This window comes from Actinomadura violacea (genome assembly GCF_017573465.1).
GTDB lineage: Bacteria > Actinomycetota > Actinomycetes > Streptosporangiales > Streptosporangiaceae > Spirillospora > Spirillospora violacea.
The window spans coordinates 52026-73987 of the sequence record NZ_JAGEPF010000042.1 but is presented as its reverse complement, the minus strand read 5'-3'; the positions used below and the strand labels follow the sequence as shown (position 1 = coordinate 73987).

The 21962-nt window shown below is 73.4% G+C and carries 18 protein-coding genes and 1 pseudogene; 12 read left to right on the top strand and 7 right to left on the bottom strand.

The genetic code is table 11. The features are described from left to right. Positions 1-16 precede the first annotated feature (16 nt). From J4709_RS47090 to J4709_RS47070, 5 genes and pseudogenes are all read right to left on the bottom strand, one after another. The gene (locus tag J4709_RS47090) at positions 17-1279 is read right to left on the bottom strand and encodes a flavin-dependent oxidoreductase (RefSeq protein ID WP_208252011.1); all 1263 of its coding nucleotides are present in this window, start codon (positions 1277-1279) and stop codon (positions 17-19) included. A 421-nt stretch (positions 1280-1700) separates the two neighbouring features. Continuing rightward, positions 1701-2474, bottom strand: a pseudogene (locus J4709_RS47085) (ABC transporter ATP-binding protein); the annotation flags it as partial. 109 nt (positions 2475-2583) lie between these two features. Next, the gene (locus J4709_RS47080; protein ID WP_208252009.1) at positions 2584-3387 is read right to left on the bottom strand and encodes an ABC transporter permease; all 804 of its coding nucleotides are present in this window, start codon (positions 3385-3387) and stop codon (positions 2584-2586) included. Then, positions 3384-4160 carry an ABC transporter permease gene (locus J4709_RS47075; protein WP_208252008.1) on the bottom strand — a complete coding sequence of 259 codons (777 nt, stop codon included), beginning with the start codon at positions 4158-4160 and terminating at the stop codon, positions 3384-3386. Before J4709_RS47075 ends, J4709_RS47080 begins: the two co-directional genes overlap by 4 nt. Next, on the bottom strand, positions 4157-5143 hold the full coding sequence (locus J4709_RS47070; RefSeq protein ID WP_208252007.1) for an ABC transporter substrate-binding protein: 987 nt from the start codon (positions 5141-5143) through the stop codon (positions 4157-4159). The genes J4709_RS47075 and J4709_RS47070 overlap by 4 nt, the downstream gene beginning before the upstream one ends. A gap of 423 nt (positions 5144-5566) precedes the next feature. Between J4709_RS47070 and J4709_RS47065 the strand changes: the two genes are divergently transcribed. The 5 genes from J4709_RS47065 to J4709_RS47045 all read left to right on the top strand — a co-directional run bounded on the left by J4709_RS47065 (position 5567) and on the right by J4709_RS47045 (position 11479). Beyond that, positions 5567-8947: a nitrate- and nitrite sensing domain-containing protein gene (locus tag J4709_RS47065; protein ID WP_208252006.1), complete on the top strand. Its 3381-nt coding sequence runs from the start codon at positions 5567-5569 to the stop codon at positions 8945-8947. After that, entirely contained in the window at positions 8944-9393 is a 450-nt protein-coding gene (locus J4709_RS47060) for a roadblock/LC7 domain-containing protein (RefSeq protein ID WP_173095106.1), read from the top strand. Before J4709_RS47065 ends, J4709_RS47060 begins: the two co-directional genes overlap by 4 nt. A 29-nt stretch (positions 9394-9422) precedes the next feature. After that, positions 9423-9869, top strand: a complete 447-nt coding sequence (locus J4709_RS47055) for a DUF742 domain-containing protein (protein WP_208252005.1) — start codon at positions 9423-9425, stop codon at positions 9867-9869. 40 nt (positions 9870-9909) lie between these two features. Then, the gene (locus J4709_RS47050; protein WP_232385126.1) at positions 9910-10527 is read left to right on the top strand and encodes a GTP-binding protein; all 618 of its coding nucleotides are present in this window, start codon (positions 9910-9912) and stop codon (positions 10525-10527) included. 157 nt (positions 10528-10684) lie between these two features. Next, the gene (locus J4709_RS47045; RefSeq protein ID WP_208252024.1) at positions 10685-11479 is read left to right on the top strand and encodes an SGNH/GDSL hydrolase family protein; all 795 of its coding nucleotides are present in this window, start codon (positions 10685-10687) and stop codon (positions 11477-11479) included. Between the two features lie 29 nt (positions 11480-11508). Here J4709_RS47045 and J4709_RS47040 read toward each other — a convergent pair whose 3' ends face one another. Continuing rightward, on the bottom strand, positions 11509-11946 hold the full coding sequence (locus J4709_RS47040) for an STAS domain-containing protein (protein WP_208252004.1): 438 nt from the start codon (positions 11944-11946) through the stop codon (positions 11509-11511). A 191-nt stretch (positions 11947-12137) separates the two neighbouring features. Between J4709_RS47040 and J4709_RS56015 the strand changes: the two genes are divergently transcribed. Further along, positions 12138-15728 carry an AAA family ATPase gene (locus tag J4709_RS56015; protein WP_208252003.1) on the top strand — a complete coding sequence of 1197 codons (3591 nt, stop codon included), beginning with the start codon at positions 12138-12140 and terminating at the stop codon, positions 15726-15728. Between the two features lie 334 nt (positions 15729-16062). Here the strand turns inward: J4709_RS56015 and J4709_RS47030 are convergent, their stop codons facing one another. After that, the gene (locus J4709_RS47030; protein WP_208252002.1) at positions 16063-18039 is read right to left on the bottom strand and encodes an ABC transporter ATP-binding protein; all 1977 of its coding nucleotides are present in this window, start codon (positions 18037-18039) and stop codon (positions 16063-16065) included. A gap of 157 nt (positions 18040-18196) precedes the next feature. Between J4709_RS47030 and J4709_RS47025 the strand changes: the two genes are divergently transcribed. The 6 genes from J4709_RS47025 (at position 18197) to J4709_RS47000 (ending at position 21910) form a co-directional block, all read left to right on the top strand. Further along, entirely contained in the window at positions 18197-19357 is a 1161-nt protein-coding gene (locus J4709_RS47025; protein ID WP_208252001.1) for an LCP family protein, read from the top strand. 57 nt (positions 19358-19414) lie between these two features. Then, positions 19415-19711 (top strand): hypothetical protein, encoded by a 297-nt coding sequence (locus J4709_RS47020; protein ID WP_208252000.1) that lies wholly within the window; start codon positions 19415-19417, stop codon positions 19709-19711. A gap of 111 nt (positions 19712-19822) precedes the next feature. After that, on the top strand, positions 19823-19981 hold the full coding sequence (locus tag J4709_RS47015) for a hypothetical protein (RefSeq protein ID WP_173095099.1): 159 nt from the start codon (positions 19823-19825) through the stop codon (positions 19979-19981). 168 nt (positions 19982-20149) lie between these two features. Next, positions 20150-20311: a hypothetical protein gene (locus tag J4709_RS47010; RefSeq protein ID WP_173095098.1), complete on the top strand. Its 162-nt coding sequence runs from the start codon at positions 20150-20152 to the stop codon at positions 20309-20311. Positions 20312-20377: 66 nt separating this feature from the next. Continuing rightward, the gene (locus J4709_RS47005; RefSeq protein ID WP_208251999.1) at positions 20378-20866 is read left to right on the top strand and encodes a glutathione peroxidase; all 489 of its coding nucleotides are present in this window, start codon (positions 20378-20380) and stop codon (positions 20864-20866) included. Between the two features lie 129 nt (positions 20867-20995). After that, entirely contained in the window at positions 20996-21910 is a 915-nt protein-coding gene (locus tag J4709_RS47000) for an oxidoreductase (protein ID WP_208251998.1), read from the top strand. The last annotated feature ends 52 nt before the right edge of the window (positions 21911-21962 follow it).

Below are 21962 nucleotides of genomic sequence, written 5' to 3'. Positions count from 1 at the left end.
GCGGCGCCGGACGGGGTCAGCGCGCGACCGAGTAGCTCGGGCGGCCGTTGAGCGCCTCGGCGTCGATGAACGACGTCTTGCGGTAGGCGCCGGTCATCGTGGTCAGCTCCTCCTCGCTCAGGACGTCCTCGATCCGGTCGAAGCCCTCCGGGGCGCGCTCGCCCACCATCCGCAGGATCCGCTCCGCCGGCATGTCGCGGCACGCCAGCACGACCGCGTTGGCCGTCTCGCGGCGCTCCCGCTCGTAGGCCGCCAGGCCCTCGCCCGGGTCGGCGGCGCGCACCAGCTCGTACGCCAGCACGCGCGCGTCCACGACCGCCTGGGAGCCGCCGTTGGAGCCGATCGGGTACATCGGGTGCGCGGCGTCGCCGAGCAAAGTGACGCGGCCGAACGTCCAGCGGTCCAGCGGCTCCCGGTCCACCATCGGGTACTCCAGGATCTCCTCGGACCCCGAGATCAGCGCCGGAACATCGAGCCAGTCGAACTTCCAGTCCGCGAAGTGGGGCAGGACGTCCTCCAGCCGGCCCGTCCGGTTCCAGTCGGCGGACCGGTCGAGCCGGTCGTCGGCGAGCTTGACCTCCGCCACCCAGTTCAGCAGCGCCCGCCCGCGCCGCTCGGCTCGCATCGAGATCGGGTACACGACCATCTTGGACGTGGCGTTGCTGCCCGCGACGGCCAGCGTCCGGCCGGTGAGGAACGGCTCGCCCTCGGTGACGCCGCGCCACATCCGGATGCCGTTCCACAGCGGCGCCGGCTCGTCCGGGTACAGCTGCGCGCGGACCGTGGAGTGCAGCCCGTCCGCGCCGATCAGCACGTCCGCCGCCACGGTCTCGGCGGTCCCGGACGCCCGGTCCAGCAGCCGCGCCCGCACCCCGTCGCCGTCCTGCTCGAAGCCCTCCAGCACCGTGCCGGTGCGGACGGCGTCCTTGCCGAGCCGGGTCAGCACCGCGTCGAGCAGCGCCATCTGCAGCTCGCCGCGGTGGATGGAGTACTGCGGCCAGTCGTAGCCGAGAGCGCGGCCGCGCGGGTCGCCCCAGATCCGCCCGCCGAACCGGTCGAAGTGCACCATCTCGGAGGTCGGGATACCGATCTCGGCGAGGTCGTCGCCAAGGCCCAGCTCGGTCAGCTCGCGGACCGCGTGCGGCAGCAGGTTGATGCCGACGCCGAGCGGCCGCAGCCGCCGCACCGAGTCGACGACGAGCGCCTCGACCCCGGCCTCGTGCAGGCTCAGCGCGGTGGTCAGCCCGCCGATCCCCGCCCCCACGATGAGTACGCGCATGAATCGCCCTTCGTGTTCCCCGGAGCAGGGGGCCGGGGTGGCGGGCCCCCGCTCCGCTCTCGTCGTCAGCGCCGCTCGTGGCGGCGCCCGTCCATCAGGCCGGGTCGGCCTTGCCCGCCGTCTTGCCGGCGGCCTTGCTCGCGGTCCCGGAACCCGGCTTCGCCACGGCCTCGTTCTTGGTCGCGCCCTCGTCCTTGGTCGCAGCCTCGTCCTTGGCGGCGGCCTCGTCCAGGGCCGCAGCCTCGTCCTTGGCCGTGCCCTCGTCGTCCTTGGCGGAAGCGTCCTCGCTCTTCGCCGGGGCGTCCGCCTTGGCCGGGCTCTTCTTCTTCGCCGGCTTGGCCGCCTTCGCCAGGAGCTCCGATCCGGAGCCCTCGGCCGGCGCGGCGTCCGCGTCCGGCTCGTCCGGTCCGGCCGCCTCACCAGCCGGCGCGGCGCCCGGCACCTTGGCGCCGCCGCGGACCAGCCGCCCGACCTCGGCGCGCAGCCGGACGAACTCGGGCAGCCCGCGGGTCTCGATCTGGTCCCGGGACGCGGGCAGCCCGACGGCGATGTCGGCGTGCACGCGGGCCGGCGACCGGTTCAGCACGACCACCCGGTCGCCGACGTAGACGCTCTCGTCGATGTCGTGGGTGACCAGCAGGATCGTCATCTTCCCGGTGCGGTGCACGCCGAGCACGAGGTCCTCGAGGTCCTCGCGGGTCTGCGCGTCCACCGACCCGAACGGCTCGTCCATCAGCAGCAGCGACGGCTTGTAGGCCAGGGCGCGGGCGATCGACACCCGCTGCTGCATGCCGCCCGACAGCTGCCAGGGGTACTTGCGGCCCGCGTCGGGCAGGCCGACCGACTCCAGCGCCTCCTGCGCGGCGGCGCGGCGCTCGCCGCGCCCCATGCCGCGCCGTCGCAGCGGCAGCGCGACGTTGTCGCGGACGGTCAGCCAGGGGAACAGCGAGCGGCTGTAGTCCTGGAACACGACGGCGAGGTCGTCGGGCACGCCGCTGATCGGCGCGCCGTTCAGGGTGAGGGTGCCGGCGGTCGGCGCGATCAGCCCGGCGATGCAGCGCAGCAGCGTGGACTTGCCGCAGCCGGACGGGCCGACGATGCTGAGCAGCTCGCCGTCCGGGACGGTGAGGTCCAGCCCGTCGATGGCCGTGTGCCCGTCGGCGTAGGAGTGCGTGAGGCCGGTTATCTGGAGCATCGCGGCCGCCTTTTCTGTGTGGGGACTTCCGGCGTGCGGGCCGCCGGCGGGGTCGCCGCCGGCGGCCGGGTGGTCGTGCGGGCGGTGGTCATCGGATCCATCGCGCTCATCAGCTCGTCAGCCGGCGGGCGCCGGCGTGCCAGGACAGCAGCCGCCGCTCCAGCAGCATGAACAGCCCGTTGAACAGCAGCCCGAGGACGCCGAGCATGACGATCCCGGCCCACATGGCGGGCATCTCGAAGGTGCGCTGCGCGTTCAGCAGCTCCGCCCCGATCCCCGACGTGCTGCCGACGATCTCGGAGATGACCATCAGGATCAGCGCGAACGACAGCGCGACGCGCAGCCCCGCGAAGATCTTCGGCGCGGCGGCGGGCAGGATGACCACCAGCAGCCGGCGGAACCGGGAGACGCCGAAGACCTTGGCCGTCTCCAGCTGGAGCGGGTCCACGGTGCGCACGCCGTCGGAGGTGTTGAGCAGCACCGGCCACACCACCCCGAACGCGATCGTGACGATCTGCATGGTGGCGCCGATCTGGAACACCACGATGAAGAACGGCAGCAGGGTGGGCGGCGGGACGGCGCGCAGGAACTGCAGCGTCGGGTCCAGCAGGTCGTGCAGGACCCTGGAGCGGCCGATCGCCGCGCCGAGCACCACCCCGGCGGCGCCGGCGGCGGCCCAGCCGATGAACAGGTGCGTGAGGCTGCTGGAGAAGTCGTCGACGGCCTTGTCGGTGAGGAACAGCTTCGACGCCGGCCCCGAGAACCACAGCTTGTGCAGCGCGCTGATGATCTTGGTGGGCGGCGGGAAGTAGGTCTCCTCGACCGTGCTGGTGACGACCTGCCACGCGATGACGGCGGCGGCGACCAGCCAGATCCGCTCGGCGAGGCCGCGGCCCAGTCTGAGCGTCCTCATGCGATCCCCTCCACGCGGGCGGTGTGCCAGCGGAACACGATGCGTTCCAGGGCGATCAGCACGCCGTTGGCGAGCAGGCCGAGCACGCCGGCCCAGCAGGCGCCGGCCAGCAGCACGTCGGTCCGGCCGCCGCCGGACTGGGTGTCGTTGAGGTAGATGCCCATGCCGTTGTCCCCGCCGACCAGCAGCTCGGTGCTGATCACGACGACGAGCGCGACGGAGGCGGCGATGCGGACGCCGGTGGCGATGAACGGGGCGGCGCTCGGCAGCGACACCCGCAGGAGCACCGCCGGCGTCCCGAACCCGAAGCTGCGCAGGCTCTCCTTGGCGACCGGGTCGACGTCGCGCAGCGCGTAGAGCGTGTTGACGAGGATGGGCCACAGGCAGGCGTAGAAGACCAGCGACATCTTGGTCTGGTCGGGCGAGCTGAACAGCAGGATGGCCAGCGGGATCAGCGCCACCGACGGGATGGGCCGGCACAGCTCGACCACGGCCCGGGAGGCGGTGCCGAGCAGCGGCACCGAGCCGAGCAGCACGCCCAGCGGCACCGCCACCACCACCGCCAGCAGCAGCCCGAGCAGCCACGACTTCGCCGTCGCGCCGACGTCGGTCAGGAACTCCTGGTCGACGGCGAGCTTGCCGGCCTCCCGCAGCACGGTCGACGCCGGGGGGAGGGCGGTGTCGTCCACGAGGCCGGCACGGCTGACGGCCTCGAGGACGGCGACCACAGCTACCACCCCGGCGGCGCCGAGGGCGATGCGGCGAGGGTTCATGAACTCGCCGAGAACAGCAGCGGCTTGACGTCCATCCGGTTGGAGATGTAGCCGAACTGCTGCATGACGTCGGCGACCCGCTGGAGCCGGGTCGCGCTGGTGGAGGTCGGGTAGGAGCCGTAGCTCATCGTCGAGGCGACCTTGGCGTCGATGCCCTTGGCGTAGGTCGGCAGGGTCTGCTGGACGAGCTTGCGGTCGGCGGCCATGCCCTCGGCCTTGACCAGGGCGCGCTGGAACGCCGCGACGGTCTTGGGGTTCTTGTCGGTGAACTTCGAGGTGGCGGCGTAGCCGGCCATCGGGAAGTCGGCGGTCGGGCCGCTGGACAGGTCGGCGACCATGCGGGCGCCCATGTCCTCCTGCATCTGCGTGCCGAACGGCTCGATCGCCTGGACGGCGTCGACGCTCTTGTTCTTGAGCGAGGCCTCCATGTTGGGCGGCGGGATCTCGACGAAGTTCTTGTCCTCGTCGAAGTCGACGCCCTGCGGCTTGGCGGCGGCGCGGACCAGCAGCGTGCTGACGTTGTGCTTGGTGTTGACGCCGATCTTCTTGCCGGCCAGGTCCTTGATCGTGTGGAAGGGGGAGTCCTTGCGGACCATCAGGGTGTGGGTCTTCGGGGCGCCCTGGAAGCCCTCCGCGACGACCTTGGGCTTGAAGCCCGGGTCCTTGGACGCGGCGGTGAACAGCGAGACGTAGTTACCGAAGGTGATGTCCAGCTGACCGGCCTTGAGCAGAGGGATCGCCTCGGCGCCACCGCTGACGACGCGGGTCTTGATGGTCAGCCCCTCGGCCTTGAACAGGCCCTTCTGGATCGCGATCTGCAGCGGCGCGGTGTCGGCGATGGTCATCGTGCCGACCGTGATCGTGGACTTCTCCAGGCCGTTGGCCGACTTCTTGTCATCTGAGCCGCCGCAAGCGGTGGCCGCGAGCGCTACCGCGATGGCGAGTGCGCCACCGAGGGCGGCACGGCGGTGGGAAGCAGACATGAGCAACGCTCCATTTGCGGGGGAAGCTGGCTGAAAGCTGATCTTTCAACGAGGCGGGAGCGTAGCGCACCGTGACCCGCCCAGGGGGCGAGATGTGAGCTTTACGTGGACTTATGTGAGCATGCATAAACAATCCGTGACATTCGTATCCTCTGCATCACAAGTCCAGACCTATGTGATCATTCGGGTTGGCCATGTTGGTGGCTCTGTGTTGCAATGTTCCGCGCTCGCCCGCAGTGGCGCGGAGCGGGCGTCGCGACCCGAATCGCATTCGGGTCACCGTGCGCCGCGAGCGAACGACCCATTGAGAGGTAGCGGAGGGCAGTGCGGAAAGCCGAAGGGGCCGACAGCGCCCCGCAGTCCCCCGAGCAAGCCCCGTCTGCCAGCGTCGACGCCCCCAAGAGAGGCTTGCTGGGAGGCCGTTTGAAGCTGCGCAACTGGCGGGTGACGACGCGCCTGTTCGCCCTCATCGCGGTGCCCACCGTCGTCGCGGCGCTCCTCGCCGGCTACCGCGTCTCGGTCTCCATGGACAACGCCGAGTCCTACGGCCGCACCGGGAAGATGGCCACGCTCGGTGAGCAGCTGACCGCGCTCGCGCACGAGATGGAGAACGAGCGCGACGCGATGGCCGAGCACGCGGCCAACCACCGCGCCGTCACCACGGCGACGCTCAAGGCCGACCAGGCCCGCACGGACGCCGCGGCCGCCAAGGTCCGCGCCGCCGCCTCCGGCGTCAAGCCCGACTCGGCCGCGCTGCGCCTGTCCATCGGCAACGTCGTCAACCGCGTCGACGACCTGGCCTCGCTGCGCACCCTGGCGATCCGGCTCGCGCCCGGCCCCGTCGTCGACAAGTACACCGAGTTCATCGACGACTTCGCCAACTTCCACCTGCTGGTCTCGCAGGACGCGCCGACGCCCGAGCTCGCGCAGAGCGCCCTCGGGCTCGCCGACCTCGCCCGCGCCAAGGACGCCGCGTCCCGCGAGCGCGCGCTCATCGCCTCGGCCCTGTGGGCCGGCCGGTTCGAGCCGCTCGACCGCGCGGCCGTCGACGACGCCCGCGCGGAGATGAACACCAGCATCACCGCGTTCCGCAGCTCCGCCACGCCCGCCCAGCTCCGGCTCTACGAGGACACCGTCACCGGCCCCGAGCTGGACCGCGCGGAGGTCACCCGGCTGGAGACGCTCGCCCGCGCCGACGCGAACCCGCAGCTGAAGGTGCCGCTCAGCACCCGCGTGGCGCGCAGCTGGACCTCCGACGCCGGCGTCCGGGTCGACCGGATGCGCACCGTCGAGCAGAAGATCGCCACCGACCTCGCCGACACGGCCGGCACGGCCGAGAGCGACGCGCAGACCGCCGCGATCCGCGACGGGTCCCTGCTGTTCCTCGTCCTCGCCATCGTCCTGGTGCTGCTGATCATCGTGGCGCGGTCGCTGGTGCGGCCGCTGCGCCGGCTGCAGACCGGCGCCCTGGAGGTCGCCAGCAGCCGGCTGCCCGGCCTGGTCGACCGGCTCCGCGACCCCGAGGCGGCCGCCGGCGGCATCGAGGTCGCGCCGATCGACATCGACTCCACCGACGAGATCGGCCAGGTCGCCCGCGCCTTCGACGAGGTCCACCGGGAGGCGGTCCGGCTGGCGGCCGACGAGGCCGTGCTGCGCGGCAACATCAACGCGATGTTCGTCAACCTGTCGCGGCGCAGCCAGTCCCTCATCGAGCGGCAGCTCAAGCTCATCGAGGAGCTGGAGCAGAGCGAGCGCGACGAGGAGCAGCTCGGCAGCCTGTTCCGGCTCGACCACCTGGCCACCCGCATGCGCCGCAACTGCGAGAACCTGCTGGTCCTCGGCGGCCAGGAGCAGGCCCGCCGGTGGAACAAGCCCGTCCCGCTGATCGACGTCGTGCGCGCCTCGCTGTCGGAGGTCGAGCAGTACGAGCGGGTGGCGCTGCGCGTCCAGGGCGACATGACCGTCTCCGGGCCCGTCGTCAACGACCTCGTCCACCTGCTCGCCGAGCTGGTGGAGAACGCGCTCGTGTTCTCCTCCGAGCACACCAAGGTCACCGTCTCCGGGCAGCTGCTCAGCGGCGGCGGCTCGATGCTGCAGATCACCGACAACGGCGTCGGCATGTCGCCGGAGGAGCTGGAGCAGGCCAACTGGCGGCTGGCGAACCCGCCCGTCATCGACTTCTCCGCCGCCCGGCGCATGGGCCTGTTCGTGGTCGGCCGCCTGGCCGTCCGGCATGGCATCCGCGTCGAGCTGCGGGCCGCGCAGGGCGGCGGCCTCACCGCGTTCGTCGTGCTGCCGGACGCGGCGGTCACCCCCGGCGAGCCCGCCGGCGTCGGCGCCCGCGGCCTCGGCTCCCGCGACACCGGCGGCCAGGGCCAGCTCGCCGCGCTCACCACGACCGCCGCCGAGCCGCCCGCGGCCGGCGCGTCCGGCGCGTTCCGCCAGGACGACTTCGGCCCCGCGGCCGGCCTCGGCGCCGGCGGCGGCAACCCGATGGTCGGCCACACCGGGCCGCTGCGCCCGCTGCGCGGCGCCACCGGGCCGCAGCCGATGATGAGCGGCCACGGCCCGGGCGAGGGCACCGGCCCGCAGTCGCCGCTGACCACCGGCCCGCTGCCGACCGGTCCGCTGACCCCGGCCGCAGGCACCGGCGCGCACGCCGCCGTCCCGGGCACCGGCCCGCTGCCTGCCGTCCCGCCGCGGCCCGCCGACGCCGCGCCGCCGAACGAGCCGTACGGCGCCGCCGACCGGCCGGCCGCGCGCTCGGCGAGCGACCTGCCCGTCCGCCGGCCCGGCGCGCAGCTGCGCGGCCGGCAGGAGCCCGGCCGGCAGGACAACGTGTTCCAGCCGCGCAGCGAGCGGACGCAGAACGGCGCGTCCGGCAACGCGGCGCCGGAGAACCCGATGCCCGGCCATGGTGCGCCCAACGGATACCGGGAGAACGGCTTCCAAGAGCAGGCCAACGGCTACCGCGGCGCGGGCGGCCGGCACACCGGCCCGCAGCCCGTCGTCCCCGAGGCCCAGCCCGTCGTGCCCGAGCCGGGCGCCCGGCGCCAGCAGATCCCGTGGGAGACCGGCCCGCTGGACCAGGTCCCCGGGGACGGCATGTCCGCCGGCCCGCGCGACGACGGCTCCCGCAACGGGGCGCCGGTCCGCGGCCCGGGCGCCGCCCACGCGCCGCGCCAGGCCGTTCCCGAGCCCTCGGGCTACGAGCAGAACGCGTACGAGCAGAACGGTTACGAGCAGGGCGGCTACGAGCAGCGCAGCCGGCCCGCGCCCGCCGCGCACCAGGCGCCGCCGCCCGCACCGGCCGGGCCGAAGCCGCCGCCGCGCGTGCCCGAGCGCTCGCCGATCTTCGATGCGATGCAGTCGGAATGGTTCCAGCGCCGGACGGGAGGCGACGTGGGCGAGGATCCGGTGAAGGGCTGGGAGTCCCCCGCGGACGAGGGCTTCCGCGCGGCCGAGGCGGTCCGCGAGCCGGTCGCCGGCAGCCGCACGCAGGTCGGGCTGCCCAAGCGCGTGCCCGGCCGGAACCGCATCCCCGGCGCGGTGGGCAAGCCGTCGGCCGCCGGCGGCGGGCAGCCACAGGCGGCGCCCGCGGGCGGCGGCGGGACGCAGCCGGCGCCGCGTCCGGGGGCGCCCGTGCAGGACCAGCAGTCGTCCGGCCAGTCGGCCGACGTCGTGCGCAACCGTTTCGCGAGCCTGCAGCGCGGCGTCCATCGGGGCCGCAACGAGGCGCGGGGCGGGGGCACGTCAGGTGAGGTGCCGTCACAGGGTGACGGCGAGACGGGAGGCACCCGGTGAGCGGGCAGGATCTCAACTGGTTGGTGACGAACTTCGCGGACCGTGTCGCGAAGGTCGCGCACGCCGTCGTGGTCTCCTCCGACGGATTGCCGATGGCCTACTCCGCGGGCTTTCCGCCCGAGCGGGCGGACCAGTTGTCGGCGATCGCCTCGGGGTTGATGAGCCTGACCCAGGGCGCGGCGAAGATCTTCGACGCGGGCGGCGTGAACCAGACGGTCGTGGAGATGGACCGCGGCCTGCTGTTCGTGATGTCGATCGCGAACGGGTCGGTGTTCGCGGTGCTGGCGGCGCCCGACTGCGATCTCGGGCTCGTGGCGTACGAGATGACGCTGCTGGTGGAGCGGGTGGGCCGGGTGCTGACGCCGGCGCTGCGCGCCCAGGAGCCGCAGCAGCCCTACGGTGGCCCCCCGGTGACCGAGATGGGCGCCGGCCCTGCCCGTTTTTGACGTGACTGACTCTGACGGAGGTCGGCGACATGGATCGAGGCAGTCCCTTCGGAGGCGGTCCGGGAGGTCCCGGGCGCTGGCCCGGTGAGCCGCGGTCGGTGCAGGAGCGGCCGGACGCGCGGGACGAGGGGGACAGCAGCTCGCTGGTGCGCCCTTACGCGATGACCGGCGGGCGCACCAAGCCGCGCTACGACCTGGCGATCGAGGCGCTGGTGACGGCCGCGCCGTACCCGCCGCGCGACGTGGCCATGCTGACCCCGGAGTACCGGGCGATCATGGACCTGTGCCGGTCGGCGCGCTCGGTGGCCGAGGTCTCCGCGCTGCTGCGCATGCCGCTCGGCGTCGCCCGGGTGCTCGTCGCGGACATGGCCATGGAAGGGCTGCTGCGCCTGCACCAGTCGACCCCCACCACAGCCGGCGGCCAGCCGGACCTCCGCTTGCTAGAAAGGGTGCTCAGTGGCCTTCGGAAGCTCTGACCAGGTCCCGCCCCCGGGGCCGCACGGACCCGAGGCGGAGCTGACCTCGGTGAAGATCGTCGTCGGCGGCGGGTTCGGCGTCGGCAAGACCACCTTCGTGGGCTCGGTGTCGGAGATCATGCCGCTCACCACCGAGGCGGTGATGACCGCGGCCAGCGCCGACGTGGACGACCTGTCGGCCGTCCCGGACAAGACGACCACCACGGTCGCGATGGACTTCGGCCGGGTGTCCCTCGACAGCGAGCTGATCCTGTACCTGTTCGGCACCCCGGGCCAGCACCGCTTCTGGTTCATGTGGGACGACCTGGTGCGCGGCGCGATCGGCGCGGTGGTGCTGGTCGACACCCGCCGGCTCGAGGACTGCTTCGCCGCCGTCGACTACTTCGAGGAGCTCGGCCTGCCGTTCGTGGTGGGCGTGAACGGCTTCCACGGCGAGTTCCAGTACGCGGTCGAGGACATCCGCGAGGCGCTGTCGATCAGCGGCCACGTGCCGATCGTGCAGTGCGACGCGCGCAGCCGCGAGTCGACCAAGCAGGTGCTGATCACGCTGGTGCAGCACGCGATGTCGGTGCACGCCGCGGGCGCCCCGGCGGCCGCCCCCGCGCCGCCCGCCGCGCCCGGCGGGCAGCTGGGCACGGCCTCCCCGAGCTGGACCTGACGCAGGGCCGGATCCCGCGCCGGATCCGGCACCCTCGGGATCGGCGGCCGGCCGGTGTCGGATGCCCCACAACCCCCGTGGTTACGGTCGCGTAGATTGTGTGCACGATGCATGATTGTCCGACGTGACCGACATCGAACCACTGCCAGGGCCTGCGATGGACGAACTGGAGAAGATCCGTACGTACGTGGCCATCGGCGACAGCTTCACCGAGGGCCTGAACGACCCCTACCCCGGCGAGGACGACCGCTTCCGCGGCTGGGCCGACCGGCTCGCCGAGCATCTGGCCGGGTACAGCCCCGGCCTGCGCTACGCGAACCTCGCGGTGCGCGGCAAGCTCGTCCGGCAGATCGTGGACGACCAGGTGCCGCGGGCCGTCGAGCTGCGGCCCGACCTGGTGACGTTCTGCGCGGGCGGCAACGACATGATCCGCCCCGGCGCCGACCCCGACGCGCTCGCCGTCGTGTTCGACGACGCCGTCCGGCGGCTGCGCGCGACCGGCTCCCGCGTGGTGCTCTTCACCGGGTTCGACACCCGCGGGTTGCGCAGCGGCTCGCGGATCCGGGGCAAGGCCGCCACCTACAACATGCACCTGCGCGCGATCGCCGACCGCCGCGGCTGCTCGGTCGTCGACCTGTGGTCGCTGCGGATCTTCAACGACCCGCGCGCCTGGTACGAGGACCGGCTGCACCTGTCGCCGGAGGGGCACCGCCGGATGGCGCTGTTCGTCGCCGGGGTGGTCGGCGTCCCGGTGCGGGACGACTGGCGCGAGCCGTGGCCGCCGCTGGACCCCGCCGACTGGCTCACCTCGCGCCGCGAGGACCTGCACTGGGCCCGCGCCTACCTGCTGCCGTGGATCGGGCGCCGCGCCACCGGCCGCTCGTCCGGTGACGGCCGCGGCCCGAAGCGCCCGACCCCGACGGAGCCGCGGGCGCCGGAGACTGCGTCCTGACCGCCCGGCCCCCCGGGGCCGGGCGGGCGCTAGAGGCCGGGGGACCCGTGCGGCGCGGCCGAGGGGGCGGGCGGCTCGCCGTCCCCCCGGCCGGCGTCGCGCGCGGGGTTGGGGACGGCGGCGTGCCGGCCGGCGGACAGGGCCGCCTCCAGCGTCGCCTGGACGGGGATGCGGCGGTGCAGTCCGGTGATCTCCAGGGTGCGGCGGACGACGGGGCGGGGGCCGGCGAGGGTGAGGCTGCCGCCGGCGGCGGTGGCGGCCTTGTAGCAGCCGACGATGACCGACAGGCCCTGCGAGTCCATGAACTCCAGTTCCGCGAGGTCGAGGATCACGTGGTCGCCGTGCTCGCGGCGGGCGGCCTCCAGGTGCCGGCGCAGCTCGTCGGAGCCGGCGATATCGAGCTCGCCGCGCAGGCGCACGACGGCGCGGCCGGCGTGCGAGCGGGCGGTCACTTCGAGCGGTGGCACGGGGGGTTCCCCCTCCTTGTGGCCGGGCTCCGCCGGGCGCGGCGCCCGGCGGATACTTTCCGTATGGCAACTATCGCCGAGGACAGGCCGTGTGCCAACCCGGCGCGACGGGATGTGCGTGATCGCGCCGGGTCGTAGGGTGCTTGCCAGACGTGACGTCCCCCGCCCCGCCGCATAGGAGAAGGACCCAGGTGCGTTCCCCCCGGCTGCCGGACCATCTCGAACTGCTGCTCACCGAGGAGCCCGTCCTCGACGTGTACGCCCACGGGCCGTGGCGCGTGCCCGACGGGCTGTACGAGCGGATGCGGGAGCGCGCGGTCGCCTACAACGCCGACCCGCGCGCGGCGCTGCTCCCGCGGCGGCTGAGCGACTTCTACGGGGAGGGGACGAGCGCGGCGGGCGCCGAGCAGTGGTCGCTGCTGACGTTCCTGCTGGGCGCGTCGGCGGTGCGGGGCGGATCGCGCGGCGACGTCGACTACGAGCTGCTTTCGGACTTCCTCGCGACGCCGGAGCCCGCCGTCCGGGAGCCGGGCGCGTGGTTCACCCAGGGCGGCCGGTGGCGGCCGCCCGGCCTGTGGCTGCCCGAGCCCGCCGGTGACGACCGCGAGCTGCGCACGGTGATGCTGGAGCTGGCGCGGGACGGCCTGGACGTCTTCGAGGGCTTGGGGCCTCTGGAGCGGCGCCGCCGCGCGCTGATGGACCTGTTCGACCGGCGGGCCGCCGATCCGGAGCTGCGCGAGCTCGACCTCACCGTCCCGCAGGAGCGGCTGGAGGAGGTGTGGGCCGCGGGCCTGACCGGCGAGGAGCTGGAGGCCCTGCCGGAGCTGGCCGGGCCCGTCGGGTACCTCGGCTGGGCATGCGACGGGCTGGACGCGGCGCACGCGCGCCTGTCGGGCGCCGTCCTGGACGGCGACGGAGCGGACGCGGCGCTGGCCAAGCTGCTGCTGGCGGCCGAGGCGGCGGCGGTTCCGGCGGAGTTCGCGATGGTGCTCGGCGCCGACCGCTACGAGAACCTGCAGGAGCGGTTCCGCGCGGTCCGGTCCGGGTTCTCCGTCGAGGCGTGGCAGCAGGACGTGCGCGGATGGCTCGCGCGCGGTCTGGTCGCGGGCGAGGCGGACGCGGCGCGGGCGTGGCTGGACATGGCGGTCCGCGTCACCGGCGCGGTGCAGGGCCTGCCGGACGCGCCGACGAGCCCCCGCTGCCGCGTCCCGGTGCGGCCGTTCCAGTCCGACCTGCGGCGGCTGTTCGCGGCGCGCCGCGTCGTCAACCCGCTGGCCGGCCGGCTCTCGCCGGGCACGGGGGAGGACCGCCCGGACGACTCGTCCGCAGAGGGCGACGCCGGGCGGGACGAGACGCAGGAGGAGACGCGCGACGAGCTGATCGGGCAGCCGGAGCTGGCCCGGGCCGTCCGCGACGCGCTGGCCGCGCGGCTGGCGGGGGAGCGGCCCGTCCGGCTGCTGATCGCCGGCCCCGAGGGCACCGGCAAGGGCACCGCCGCCGAGCTGCTGGAGCGCCGGCTGGCCGCCGGCGGCGCCGTGCGCGAGGCGCTGTGGGTCTCCGACCAGGTGTTCGCCTCGCTCGGCGTCAGCGACGCCGCGCTGTGGCTGCAAGCCCGCGTCCGCGACTGCGTCGAGGGCCGGATGCTGCTGGTCGTCGACGACCTGGAGCGGCTGGTGTCCTACGAGCGCTGCGGCGCGGCGGCGGTCGAGGAGCTGCGCCGGCTCATGGCGCGCTCGCCCCGCCTGGACGTCGTCGCGCTGTGCCGCCCCGGCGGCGACCGGCGGCTGTTCGAGGCCAACCCGGCGCTCGTCCGGGCGTTCGAGGCGGTCCGCACGCACGACTTCGCCGAGGACGACTTCGCCGAGCTGTTCACCCGTGCCGTCCGGGCGCGGGGCGCCACCGTGCCGGCCGAGGTCGCCGCGACCGCCGGGGTCCTGCTCAGCCGGACGCCGCCGCTGCTGAACCTGCGCGGCGCGCGGCTCGCCGAGCACACCGCCGCGCAGTGCGTCGCGGCGGCGCGCGCCGGCACGGACGGCGGCGCGCCGGAGGTCACCGCCGCGGACCTGCCGCAGCGGCTCATCCCCGGCCGTCCCGCCGACACCGACCCGTACGCCGAGCTCGCCGCCTGCGCCGGCATCGCGCCGGTCAAGCGGGAGGTGGACGCGCTGGTCGCCGAGGCCAAGGCGGCCCGGCTGCGCCGCGAGGCGGGCATGGCGCTCGCCGCGCGCCCCCGGCACCTGGTGTTCACCGGCAACCCCGGAACCGGCAAGACCAAGGTCGCGCGGATCCTCGGCCGCATCTACGCCGGGCTCGAGTTGCTGTCGTCCGGGCACACGGTCGAGGTGGAGCGCGCCGACCTGCTCGGCGAGTACGCCACCGAGAGCGTGCTGCGGGTCCGCCGCGCCGTCGAGCAGGCGCTCGGCGGCGTCCTGGTCGTCCGGGACGCGCACGCGTTCGCCGCCGCGTCCGTGGACGCCGCACGCGGCCGCGAGGTCCTCGACGTGCTGCTCACGACCGTCCAGGCGCACGCCGACGACCTCGTCGTGGTGCTGACCGGGCCGCAGGCGGAGCTGAACGGCCTGCTGAAGTCCCAGCCGGGCCTCGCCGCGCTGTTCCCCCGGACCGTCCACTTCCCCGACCTCACCGACGACGAGCTGGTCGAGGTGTTCGCGGGCAAGGCCGCCGACGGGGGGTTCGCGCTCGCGCCCGGCGTCCTGGACAAGGTGCGCGCGCTCGCGCAGGCCGCGCCGCGCGACAACGGCTTCGGCAACGCCCGCATCATGATCAACCTGCTGGACCGGGCGGTCGCGATGCAGGGCCGCCGCGTGCTCGCCGACGGAATCGTCGACGAGACCGAGTCGCTCGACGTGATCCTTCTGGAGGACGTCCCCGACGCCCTCGCCCGCGGCGGCGGGGACGTCTCGTCCGACCCGCTCGGCGAGATCAACCGGCTGATCGGGCTCAAGGAGATCAAACGGCAGGTGGACGCGCTGGTCGCCGAGGCCCGCGCCGAGCAGATGCGCCGCGACGCCGGCGTCCCGCTGACCGTCCCGACCCGGCACATGGTGTTCATGGGCAACCCGGGCACCGCGAAGACCACCATCGCGCGGCTCGTCGCGGCCGTGTACGCCCGGCTCGGCCTGCTGTCGTCCGGGCACCTGGTCGAGGTGACCCGCGCCGACCTCGTCGCCGAGTTCATCGGGCAGACCGCGCCGCGGGTGCGGTCCGCGGTCGAGCGGGCCCTCGGCGGCGTGCTGTTCATCGACGAGGCGTACGCGCTGACCTCGGCGGGCGGCGGCGACCAGCGCGACTTCGGGCACGAGGCGATCGCCGAGCTGCTGCGGCTGATGGAGGAGCACCGCGCCGACCTCGTGGTGATCGTGGCGGGCTACGACGCCGAGATGGAGCGGTTCCTGCGCTCCAACCCGGGCCTGGAGTCGCGCTTCCCGCAGATCCTGCGCTTCCCCGACTACTCCGACGACGAGCTGGTCACGATCTTCGAGCTGATGGCGGCGACGGCCGGCCTCACCCTGGACCCCGGCGTGCCCGGCGCGCTGCGCCGGCTCGTCGCCGTCCAGCCGCGCGGCTCCTCCTTCGGCAACGCCCGCCTCGTCCGCAACCTGCTGGACGCCGCGGTGGCCCGGCAGGCGCAGCGCATCACCGCCGCCCACGACGCCGACCCCGAGGCCGTCGACCCCGCCGAGGTCCGCCTCCTGCGCCCCGAAGACCTCCCCGAAACACCCCCCGACCCCGGCCACAACGCCTACGGCCCCTACATCTAGCCCCCACCACCCCGGGCGCACACGCGGAGCGCTCGACGACCCGACCCGCCCCGGTGGTTTGAACCTCAGCCACCGCCCACGGGCAGGCACGCGGAGCGAGTGCAGCGAGCGCAGCGGGCCTGCCCGACGACGGACGAGGCGTTTCACGCGGAGCGCTAGCGGAGCGTGAAACGCCTCGTCCGTCGCAACGGGGGTTCCAGGGGGTCGCCCCCCTGGGATGAAAGGCCGTTTCGCGCGGAGCGCTAGCGGAGCGTGAAACGCCTCGTCCGTCGTAACGGGGGTTCCAGGGGGTCGCCCCCCTGGGAAAAACAGCCCCCCTGGGAAAACACAGCTATCACCTATATGCGGATGCTTGGAGGGTGTAGAGGTCGGCGTAGAGGCCGTTGCGGGACATCAGGGTGTCGTGGTCGCCTTCCTCGGTGACCTTGCCGTGTTCCAGTACGTAGATGCGGTCGGCGTAGCGGACGCTGGCGAGGCGGTGCGTGATGAGCAGGACGGTGCGTCCGGCGGCGTGGTCGCGGATGCGGTCGAACAGCAGGTGCTCGGCGCGGGCGTCGAGGCTGGCGGAGGGCTCGTCGCAGATGAGCAGCGGCGCGTCCCGGTAGAAGCCGCGGGCCACGGCGAGCCGCTGCCACTGCCCGCCGGACAGTTCGGCGCCGCCCTGGAATCGGCGGTCCAGGAGGGTGTCGTAGCCGCGGGCCAGGTCGGCGACGACCTCCTCGGCGCCGGACGCGCGGGCGGCGGCGAGCACGCCGGGGTCCTCCGGTCCGCCGGCGCGGTGCGCGGGCCCGCGTCCCATGGTGATGTTCTGCCGGGCGGTCATCGGCCAGTGGGTGTACTCCTGCGCGATGACGGCGACGCGGCTCCACACCTCGTCCTGCGGGACGTCGGCGAGGGACACCTCGTCCCAGCGGACCTCGCCGCCGTCGGGGTCATAGAGGCCCGCCATGATCCGGGAGAGGGTGGTCTTGCCGGATCCGTTCTCCCCGACGAGCGCGACGACCTCGCCGCGGCGCAGTTCCAGCGAGACGCCGCGGAGGGAGGGCGCGTCGGAGCCGGGGTAGGTGAAGGTGACGTCGCGGACCTGGATCCGGCCGAACGGGTCGGGCAGCGTCGGCCGGGCGGGCAGGGCGCGGTGCGGGATGCGGGCCTCGGCGGCGTCGCAGAAGGCCAGGTAGTCGCCGAAGTAGAGGCCCTCCTCGTAGCACTGGTTCACGGCGAACACGAGGTTGGCCAGGGACGTCTGCCCGCTCCTGATCGCCAGGACGGCGGTGCCGGCGACGGCGAGCGGCACCCAGCCGCGCCACAGCAGCAGCCCGAGCGCGATGTAGACGCCGGCGGTCGCGAGGCCCTTCAGCACGTCCCCGGTGATTTTCGTGGTGGTCTGCCGGCGGGCGAGCCCGAGCTCGACGCGGCGCTGGTGGGCGGCGAAGCGGTCGTACTCGCCGAGCAGGAACGGCCGCATGGTGAACGCGCGGACCTCGGCGGCGTGCCGCCGCTCGGTCATCAGGCTGGACAGGATCCACTTGCGGCGGGCGACGCCGACCAGGGCGAGCATCGTCGCGTACCGCAGCCGGGCGCTGCGCACGGACGCCCATCCCTCCGGGACGGCGGTCAGCAGGAGCAGCGGGAGCAGCAGCGGGTGCAGCACGCCGAGGGTCCCGGCGGCGGCGGCCATGCCGACGGCGCCGGTCAGCACGTCCACGGCGTGCTGGACGACCTGGGGCGCCGCGTTCATCCCGCGGGTCTCGGCGCGCTGCAGGTCGTCCAGGAACGAGGAGTCGTCGAGGGCGGTCAGGTCCGCTGCGGTGGTCGCCTCGTAGAGCCGCAACTCGACGAGCCGCTGGACCTGCGGTTCGAGGCGCGCCTGCGTCCAGCCGGCGGCGGCCTGCAGCCCGGACCGCAGCGCCACCGACCCGGCGACGAGCGCCAGCGACGGCAGCGCGTCGCGGACCCGGCCGGGCGTCGGCCCGGCGCTGAACAGCGCGGTGAGCACGCCGGTCGTGGCCAGCAGCCCGAACGCGGTGAACAGCCCGGCCGCGAGGTTGAGGGAGATCGTCGCGGTGGTGTCGGCGCGGTTCGCCCGCCAGGCCAGCCCGGCCGCCTGCGCGATCACCGCGGGGAGCCGCCGGGCCATGGTGCCCATCCCCGTCTCGGCGAGCTCGCCGTCCCGGGCGTGCCACACGTGCGCCGACAGTTCCGGCAGCTCCGCCTCGAACGGGTCGCCCGGCTCGCCGCCGGCGGGATCCGGGCGGCGCCGCAGGAGCGCGAGCAGCGGGAACCTTCTGGTGATACGCAGCCTCGTGCCCATGGACCGCCCTCCGCACGTCTGTGCCACCGAAGGGCAGTCTGCGCCTTTAGGGGGACGCTGTCCGCTTCACATGTCACATAACGTAGTGATTTGGAGTTGTGGACAATCATGCGCCGGATGGACGCGGCACGCCGTGCGAGTGTCTAGGGTCTACGGCATGACCGACGGCTGGCCCGAGGGCAGGACACGCAGGAAGGACGACGGCGTGGTCCGCGAGAGGCAGAACTCCGTACGCGCGGAGCACCATCAGGCCGCCTACGGGCGCGAGGCGTACGGCGACCCGTACGAGGACCCGTACTCCGGCGACCAGCTCGCCGGAGGCCGCTCCTACCCCGACGGCCCGGCGGGCGGCCCGCCGCCGCGGCGGCGCAGGCGGCGCCGCTGGCCCCGGGTCCTCGGTGTGCTGGCCGTCGTCATCGTGCTGCTGATCGTCGGCGGCTACTTCTACCTCGACTCGCGGCTGGAACGGGAGTCGGTCCTGGTCGACTACCCGGGGCGGGTCGCCGACACGCCCGGCACCAACTGGCTGATCGTCGGCTCCGACAGCCGCAAGGGCCTGGACAAGGCGGCGCAGAAGAAGCTCCACACCGGCTACGCCGCGGGGCGGCGCACCGACTCGATGATGCTGCTGCACTACGGCGCCGGCGGCACGTCCCTCGTCAGCCTCCCGCGCGACTCCTACGTCCCGATCCCGGGGCACGGCTCCAACAAGCTGAACGCGGCCTTCGCGTTCGGCGGGCCGAAGCTGCTCGCGCAGACCGTCGAGAAGGCGACCGGCGTGCACATCGACCACTACGCCGAGATCGGGTTCAACGGGTTCGTGGGCGTGGTCGACGCCGTCGGCGGCGTGAACATCTGCGTCAAGGAGAACCTCAAGGACCCGAAGGCCGGCATCGACCTGAAGGCCGGCTGCCAGAACCTCAAGGGCAGCGACGCGCTCGGCTACGTCCGCAGCCGCCACTACGCCCGCGCCGACCTGGAGCGCGTCGAGCACCAGCGGCAGTTCTTCGGCGCGCTGATGAAGAAGGCCTCCAGCCCCGCGACGCTCCTCAACCCGTTCCGCAGCGTCCCGCTCGCCCTGAACTCCACCAGCAACTTCCTCGTGGACGACGGCGACCACCTGTACGACCTGATGCGGATGATGTGGGCGATGCGCGGCGTCTCCAACGGGGGCGTGACGACGACCGTCCCGGTCGGCGGCACCGGGTCGTCGGCGAGCGCCGGCTCCTACATCACCTGGGACAGGACGAAGGCGTCGGAGCTGTTCGGCGCGCTCAAGCAGGGGCAGCCGATCCCGTCCGACCTCGGCCAGAAGTGACGCACGAGCCCGGCCCGGCCCTGTGGGGCCGGGCCGGGCTTGGCATAGAGTCGGGGCATGGCGGATGTGACGCCTGAGGGCGCGAAGCAGGACGACCTTTCGAACCTGTCGTCCAAGGAACTGCACGACCGCGCGATGGACCTGGCCAAACAGCGCCACGACGTGGGCTTCCTGTGGGACCTGCTGCGCGCCATCCCGGCCGCCGCCGCGGCCACCGGCGAGGTCGACCGCGCCGAGTTCGACCTCTTCCACGGCCTGTCGCTGCTGCGCGAGTTCACGCACGCGGGGGAGGGCGAGGTCGCCGACGCCCTGCGGCCCTTCTACATCGAGTACCTCACCGGGCACGCCCGCTGAGCCGCGTCCGCTCCAAGCGGACAAGACCCTGACTTTGCCCTGCCTTGCTCTCCATGCCGCCACCCTTGGGAACTACACTCCGTAGGCATCCGACCGCAGAGGGTGGTTGTAGTGAACAAGAAGCAGTTGAAGCTGGCCTCTATCGCCTTTGTGGCGTGGTATGTCATCAGCAGGCCCGAGGGAGCGGCGAATCTGGTCAACAACGCCCTGAGCGGGCTGGGGACCGCGGCCGAGTCGTTGTCGCAGTTCATGAGCGCGATTCCCAACTAGGCGCCGCTCCGAGGCCCCGTACCCGCGGTGGGTGCGGGGCTTTTTCGCGCGCGGCAAGCAAGCGCTCTCCCCCGCGTCACAGTAAAATCCCGCTTTGCGAGCAGACGCGGCTGGGCATCATTGGATCGGGTCAATGTGTCGCTGCGCTACAACAGGGACGGCGTACGGATGAAGAAGAACCTCCGCTATGTGGCCATCGCCTTCGTCATCTTCTACCTGCTGAGCTCACCCCGGGACGCGGCCGGCTTCGTCAACAACGCGTTCACGCAGCTGGGGAGGGCGGGTGATCAGGTCGCCTCGTTCGTGAGCAGCCTGGACCTGTCGCCGTGACCCGGCCCGTCCGGGTGGTGCCGTCCCGGCGGTGCGGGCCGGAGGTGATCGCCTAGGATCGGCCACATGTCCTTCTATGACGTGGAGATCGAGGGTCTGCGGGGCGGTTCCGCGGACCTCGGGCAGTATCGGGGCAAGGCCGTGCTCGTCGTCAACGTCGCCTCCAAGTGCGGCCTGACCCCGCAGTACTCCGGACTGGAGCGACTGCAGGAGCGGTTCGCCGAGCGCGGCTTCACCGTTCTCGGCGTGCCCTGCAACCAGTTCATGGGCCAGGAGCCCGGCAGTGCCGAGGAGATCGCCGAGTTCTGCTCGGCGACCTACGGGGTCACCTTCCCCATGACCGAGAAGATCGAGGTCAACGGCGACGGCCGGCACGCGCTGTACGGGGGCCTCGTCGGCACTCCCGACGCCGAGGGCCACACCGGCGACATCCGGTGGAACTTCGAGAAGTTCCTGATCGCCCCGGACGGCGCGGTCGCCGCCCGGTTCGCGCCGCAGTCCGAGCCGGAGTCCGCGGACGTCGTCGCCGCCATCGAGAAGAACCTTCCCGCCTGACCCGAGCGGCGGGAGACCGGCCGGGCGCCCTCGGATCGCCCGGCCGGGTCTGTGAATCGTGCCACACGGGTTGTCGCTATTGCATGACACGTCTAACTTTTGAGGTCGCGCTATGACGTGGAGGTGCGCATGAGCGGGTGGACGGCGGCCGACATCCCCGGCCTGCAGGGCAGGCGGGCGATCGTCACCGGGGCCAACAGCGGCATCGGCTACCACACGGCCCTGCAGCTCGCCCGGCACGGCGCGTCCGTCGTGCTGGCCTGCCGCAGCGCCGAACGCGGCCAGGCCGCCTTCGACCGGATCAGGGCCGCCGCGCCCGGCGCCGACGTCACCCTCGGCGCGCTCGACCTCGCCGACCTGGCGTCGGTCCGCGCGTTCGCGTCCCGGTACGGCGACGCGCCCCTCGACGTCCTGGTCAACAACGCCGGCGTCATGGCGATCCCGCACCGCACGACCGCCGACGGCTTCGAGATGCAGTTCGGCACCAACCACCTCGGCCACTTCGCGCTCACCGGCCTGCTGCTGCCCGCGCTGCGCGCCGCCGCGTCCGCCCGCGTCGTCACGGTGACGTCCGGGGCCGCCTGGGGCGGCCGGTTCCGCTTCGCCGACCTGCAGAGCGAGCGCCGCTACAGCAAGTGGGGCGCCTACGGGCAGGCCAAGCTCGCCAACCTCGTCTTCGCCCGCGAGCTGGACCGCCGCGTCCCCGAGGTCACCAGCGTCGCCGCCCACCCCGGCTACGCCGCCACCAACCTGCAGGAGGCCGGCCCGAAGATGGCCGGCAACACGGTCATGCAGAAGGCCATGGTGCTCGCCAACACCGTCGTGGCGCAGCCCGCCGCCGCCGGTGCGCTCCCGTCCCTCTACGCCGCCACCGCGCCGGACGTCGAGGGCGGCGCCTGCTACGGCCCCCGCCTCCTGCAGTACCGCGGCGCCCCCGCCAAGGTCGTCACCCCGCCGCAGGCCGCCAAGCCCGGCCTGGCCGAGCGCCTGTGGCAGATCTCCGAGTCCCTCACCGGCGTCACCTACGCCCCCGCCCCCGCCTGACCCGCCCCGCGCCACCCGGCGAGCCGGCATCCACCGTTCGCCTGACACGCCG